The 6,190-nt window shown below is 61.2% G+C and carries 5 protein-coding genes; all 5 read left to right on the top strand.

The window, feature by feature from the left end; genetic code table 11:
* The coding region (locus NCR40_RS23905; RefSeq protein ID WP_250510848.1) for an autotransporter family protein at window positions 1–1,451 on the top strand (1,451 nt) is incomplete at its 5' end.
* 80 nt (window positions 1,452–1,531) lie between these two features.
* On the top strand, window positions 1,532–3,847 hold the full coding sequence (locus tag NCR40_RS23900) for a cytochrome P450/oxidoreductase (protein WP_250510847.1): 2,316 nt from the start codon (window positions 1,532–1,534) through the stop codon (window positions 3,845–3,847).
* Window positions 3,848–4,693: 846 nt separating this feature from the next.
* On the top strand, window positions 4,694–5,437 hold the full coding sequence (gene phbB / locus NCR40_RS23895; RefSeq protein ID WP_250510846.1) for an acetoacetyl-CoA reductase: 744 nt from the start codon (window positions 4,694–4,696) through the stop codon (window positions 5,435–5,437).
* A gap of 79 nt (window positions 5,438–5,516) precedes the next feature.
* Window positions 5,517–5,735, top strand: coding sequence for a hypothetical protein (locus NCR40_RS23890; RefSeq protein ID WP_244829883.1), 219 nt, complete (start codon window positions 5,517–5,519; stop codon window positions 5,733–5,735).
* Window positions 5,736–5,828: 93 nt separating this feature from the next.
* On the top strand, window positions 5,829–6,155 hold the full coding sequence (locus NCR40_RS23885) for a hypothetical protein (RefSeq protein ID WP_250510845.1): 327 nt from the start codon (window positions 5,829–5,831) through the stop codon (window positions 6,153–6,155).
* Window positions 6,156–6,190: the final 35 nt, after the last annotated feature.

Raw genomic sequence — 6,190 nt, 5'->3', positions numbered from 1 at the left:
CGCCAACGCCAACGCCAACGCCAACGCCAACGCCAACGCCAACGCCAACGCCAACGCCAACGCCAACGCCAACGCCAGCGCCAACGCCAGCGCCAACGCCAGCGCCAACGCCAGCGCCAGCGCCAACGCCAGCGCCAACGCCAGCGCCGACGCCAACGCCAACGCCAACGCCAACGCCAACGCCAACGCCAACGCCAACACCAACGCCAACACCAACACCAACGCCAACGCCAACGCCAACGCCAACGCCAACGCCAACACCAACGCCAACGCCAACACCAACGCCAACACCAACACCAACGCCAACACCAACGCCAACACCAACGCCAACACCGACGCCAACACCGACGCCAACACCAACACCAACACCAACGCCAACACCAACACCAACACCAACACCAACACCGACACCGACACCAAACCCACCGACTCCAACCGCCGCCGCCGGAACACCGCCGCTTCCGCCGCCGCCACCGCCAGGCGCGGCTCCGACGCCGCTTTATCGAACCGAAGTGCCCGTCTACACCGAAGTGCCGATCATCATGCGCGAACTGGCGATCCAGCAAATCGGCACATTCCACGAACGTCAGGGCGAGCAGTCATTGCTAGGCGAAACCGGCGCGCTGCCCGCCGCATGGGCGCGCGTCTGGGGCGGCCACGCGACGCTGCGCAACAGCGGCGCGGCGGACCCGGAATTCAGCGGTGGAATCGGTGGCGCGCAAGTCGGACACGATGTGTACGCCAATGCCAGCTCCACCGGTCATCGCAATCACTATGGCTTTTTCCTCGGCTTCGCGCGCGCAAGCGGCGACGTCAGCGGCTTCGCGCTCGGCTTCCCCAACTCAGCCGTGGGCCATCTCTCGGTCGAAGCCTACAGCGCCGGCCTCTACTGGACGCACATCGGCCCCGGCGGCTGGTACACGGATGCCGTCGTGCTCGGCAGCACGCTCACCGCCGATCCGGTATCGAACCGCGGCGTCGGCGCCAGCACACACGGCACGACATTCGCCGCATCGTTCGAAGCAGGGCTGCCCATCGCGCTGCCCGCGGGCCTCGGCATCGAGCCGCAAATGCAACTGATCTGGCAGCACGCGAGTCTCGACGATATCGATGACGGCATCTCGCACGTATCGTTCGATGAAGCGAGCGGTCTGATCGGGCGGCTCGGCCTACGTTTGTTCGCCAACTTCGATGCGGCCGGGACTTCGTGGCAGCCTTATTTGCGCGCGAACCTCTGGCGCTACTTCGGCGCCACCGATACCGTGACCTTCGCCGCATCGACCGTGATTCCGACGAGCGTATCCGCCACGACCGCGCAACTCGGCGCGGGTATCGTCGCGAAGGTGAGCGCACGCGGCAGCGCGTTCGCCAACGTGAATTACACGACGAATATCGGCGGCGCGCGTCGCAGCGCGATCGAAGGCGGTCTCGGCGTGCGGTGGAAGTGGTGAGCGCTCGTTGAAACCTGTTCGCTCGCGTGACTCCATGCATACTATTGGAGACTAAAAGAGCACGAACACAGGAGACGAAGATGAGCAGCGCGCCGCAATGCCCCCTGCACGACGATGCCTCTCTCGCCCCGAACGGCTGCCCTGTCAGCTCGCGCGCGGCCAGTTTCGATCCCTTCGGCGACGGCTATCAGCAAGATCCGCCCGAATATGTTCGCTGGGCGCGCGAGCAGGAGCCCGTCTTTTATAGTCCGAAGCTCGGCTACTGGGTCGTCACGCGCTACGACGACATCAAGGCGATCTTCCGCGACAACCTCACGTTCAGTCCGTCGATCGCGCTCGAAAAGATCACGCCCACGGGTCCCGAAGCCAACGCCGTCCTCGCGTCCTACGGGTTTGCGCTCAACCGCACGCTCGTCAACGAAGACGAGCCCGCGCACATGCCGCGCCGCCGCGCGCTGATGGAGCCCTTCACGCCCGACGAGCTCGCGCATCACGCGCCGATGGTCCGCGCGCTCACGCGCAGCTACGTCGATCGCTTTATCGACGATGGCCGCGCCGATCTCGTCGATCAGATGCTCTGGGAAGTGCCGCTCACCGTCGCGCTGCATTTTCTCGGCGTGCCCGAGGAAGACATGGACACGTTGCGCCGCTACTCGATCGCGCATACGGTCAATACATGGGGCCGTCCGAAGCCCGAAGAGCAGGTCGCCGTGGCGCACGCGGTCGGCAATTTCTGGCAGTACGCGGGCAAGGTGCTCGACAAGATGCGCGAAGATCCGTCCGGTCCCGGCTGGATGCAGTACGGCATCCGCAAGCAAAAGGAGCAGCCCGAGGTCGTCACCGACTCCTATCTGCATTCGATGATGATGGCGGGTATCGTCGCCGCGCACGAAACCACCGCAAACGCGACCGCCAACGCCATGAAGCTGCTGCTGCAACATCCCGACGCGTGGTGCGACATCTGCGACGACCCGAGCCTCATTCCGAACGCGGTCGAGGAATGCTTGCGCCACAACGGTTCGGTCGCGGCGTGGCGGCGGCTCGCGACAAAGGACGTGGTCATCGGCGGCATCGCGATTCCGGCGGGCTCGAAGCTGTTGATCGTGACCTCATCGGCGAATCACGATCAGCATCAGTTCGCCGACGCCGACCTCTTCGACATCCGCCGCGAAAACGCCAGCGATCAACTGACTTTCGGCTACGGCGCGCATCAATGCATGGGCAAGAATCTCGCGCGCATGGAGATGCAGATTTTCCTCGACGAACTCACGCGCCGTTTGCCGCACATGAAGCTCGCGAAGCAGCGCTTTACCTATGTGCCGAACACTTCGTTTCGCGGACCCGAACACGTGTTCGTGGAATGGGACCCGGCGATGAACCCGGAGCGCGCGGACGCGTCGGTGCGCGAGGCGCGCGAAGTGGTGCGGATCGGCGAGCCGTCGGCGCATGCGGTGAGCCGGCCGGTGATCGTCGAAAGCGTAAAGGCGTGCGCGGATCGCGTCGTGCGCGTGCGTCTCGCTTCCGCCGATGGCCGCGCGTTGCCGCGCTGGACGGCGGGTTCGCATATCGATGTCGTCTGCGGCGACACGGGACTATCGCGGCAGTATTCGCTGTGCGGCGACCCGGACGAGCGCGGCGTGTTCGAGATCGCCGTGCTGCGCGAGACGGAGAGTCGCGGCGGCTCGGCATGGGTGCACGGCAATTCGAAGCCCGGCGCGCATTGGCGCATTCGCGGGCCGCGCAATCACTTCCGGCTCGACGAGACCGCTGACAGGCTCGTGCTGATCGCGGGCGGTATCGGCATTACGCCGATCGGTGCGATGGCGCGGCGCGCGCGCGCCGTTGGCATCGAATACGAAGTGCACTACAGCGGCCGCTCGCGCGCGTCGATGGCGTTCGTCGATGAACTCACCGCGCTTCATGGCGACCGTCTGCGTGTGTATGTGTCGGCGGAAGGCGAGCGCATCGACTTCGCGTCGCTGCACGTCGATGGCGGCACGCAAGTCTACGCATGCGGTCCCGCGCGCATGCTCGATGCGCTCGCCGCAGTCAGCGACGCGTGGCCGGAAGACGCGCTCACCACGGAACATTTCGAATCGACACTCAGTGCACTCGATCCTGGCAGCGAGCACGCGTTCGAAGTGGAACTGAAGGACTCCGGCTTCACGCTGACGGTTGGAGCGGGGGAAACTTTGCTTGCGACACTGAGGCGCGCAAACGTCGATGTGCAAAGCGATTGCGAAGAAGGTTTATGCGGCTCTTGCGAAGTGCGCGTGCTCGAAGGAGAAATCGATCATCGCGATGTGGTCCTGACTAGAGCAGAGCGGCAATCGAATCGCCGCATGATGACATGCTGCTCACGCGCGAAAGGACCGCGGCTCGTTTTGGAGCTTTGATAATCGGCTGGGGCGAACTTTCTGTGCGGCGCTCGAGCGCATTTAAAAGGTCGTTCATACGTCCGATCTTTATCAATCGTAAAGCCGATTAACCCGAAGGTGAACTGTTGATATTCCGCTCCGTCATCGTTCGTATAAGTTTTCGGAATGTTTTGTGATAACCAAAGCATATTTGTAACGATCCAATTAGTGAATTGTGATCACACGTCTTATCTGCAGATTGCCCATCCTTATACGGACGGGTTAATGTCATGCAAGACTTCGGCTGAATAAGATGATTAATGAACGGCCGTGCGGTCCTTTAGACAATGCATCTGCTGCAATTCAAAGGACTTTTTTACTCCAACTAGGGTTATTACCTAGTAATATGTAATTTATTGTCCACCTTTGTCGTTTAAAATCAGTCTCAATTGGTGCGACGCACAAGCACCATTCATCGAACAACTTCACGTCTCCGTTTGCGCATTCGCACGATATCCGTGCGACGGAGTCGCTCGCTCGCGATTCTTGCACAGTCGGAGGTACGCGAGGGCAAACGCTGAACCTGAGAGATTTTCAATAAGGTCCATTAAAAGGACCACTCGATTTTTGCAAGCTAGTTGGTGCACCGTTTGGTGCAAAACTTCCTTAATCGACATTACTGAATTTGTCGTTGCGTCGACTGAATGCATAGGCGCGGCGTGCTAAAGGCTGCCACGCCGCCAACTGGAGGACGCTTTCCGAACATTTCGGGCAGGCATGCTTTTGCCTGACATCTTCGCGCCGCGAGACTGCAAACCAAAAGTGCGGCGCGAGAAGCAGTTGAACATCATCAATCTGAGAGAAACGTAACGAGGGCTATCATCAATGACCAAGCGAATTGCAGTGGTAACGGGCGGCATGGGCGGACTGGGCGAAGCCATCAGTATCAAATTGCACGATGCGGGTTTCGCTGTCGTCGTGACGCATTCGCCGGGAAACGCGTTGGCGTCCGAGTGGCTCGCGAACATGGATCGTCAGGGCCGCGCCTTTCGCGCCTACGAAGTGGATGTCGCCGATTACGAATCCAGCCAGCACTGCGTCGCGAAAATCCAGCATGAAGTCGGTCCCGTCGATATCCTCGTGAATAATGCGGGCATCACGCAGGACACGACTTTCAAGAAGATGAGCAAGGTGAACTGGGATTCCGTTTTGCGCACGAACCTCGATTCCGTCTTCAATATGACGAAGCCGGTTTGCGAGGAGATGGTCTCGCGCGGCTGGGGCCGCATCGTCAATATTTCGTCGGTCAATGGATCGAAGGGGCAAGTCGGGCAGACCAATTATTCGGCGGCGAAGGCGGGCATGCATGGCTTCACCAAGTCGCTCGCGCTCGAAGTGGCGAAAAAGGGCGTGACGGTCAACACGATCTCGCCGGGCTATCTCGCCACCAAGATGGTGACCGCGATTCCGCAAGACATTCTCGACTCGAAGATCCTTCCGCAGATTCCAGCCGGGCGACTTGGCAAGCCGGAAGAAGTCGCGGCGCTCGTCGCGTTCCTGTGCTCTGAAGACGCAGGCTTCGTGACCGGCTCGAATATCGCCATCAACGGCGGCCAGCACATGCATTGATGAGCAAGGAGCGACGCGTCATGCGTTCAATCGCGCGTGGCGCGTCGATGACGTCCGACATGTCGATACGGGTGAGTCCATGAACCAACTCAGCGCGGATGCCGCCGTCTACAACATCGGTCATCTCGATTCCGCGATCGAGCATCTCGAACAGGTGCTGAATCTCGAAGGCGCGAATTCGCTTTTTTCGAAAACTTACTGGCGCAACCGCGTCGTGCAGGCGCTATCGACGCCGGGACTCGCGCCGAGTCAGCATACGCGGCTTCAGCGGCTGCTCGATCGCATCGCGCAATCCTGAAGCGCAGGCGCTGTGTTTCCTCTGACCCGTGAAGAAAATCGCGGGCGCTTGTAATATGCGGGCCGTACATCAATCACGGCTCATTTCAAGCGTATGTCTTTACCATTCTTCACACTCGCGCGTCTGTGCGGCGCGCTCGCGTTCGCTCTTTCACTCACCGCGTGCGGGACCACGAGCGAAGTCACGGCCGGCTCGCAGCCAGATGTCTACACCGTGACCGGCAAGGCGACCGGCACTCGCATGTCCTGGTCGACCGCGCGCAGTGCCGCAATGGACGCCGCCAACGACTACTGCAAGCAACGCGATCAACGCGTGTCGCTCCGATCCGAAGCGACGAGCGGCATACGCTCGCTCGAAGAACAGACTTCGACGGTATCGTTCAGTTGCGTGGCGCGCGCGGAGCAAGCAGCGCGCGATTAAACTCCCGCACCCGAAGGTGCGGGAGCTTCACAGCG

Origin of the sequence: Caballeronia sp. GACF4, from assembly GCF_023631025.1 — a bacterium.
Classification (GTDB): Bacteria; Pseudomonadota; Gammaproteobacteria; order Burkholderiales; family Burkholderiaceae; genus Caballeronia.
The sequence above is the reverse complement of the archived record's forward strand: the minus strand, read 5'-3'. Positions and strand labels throughout refer to the sequence as shown.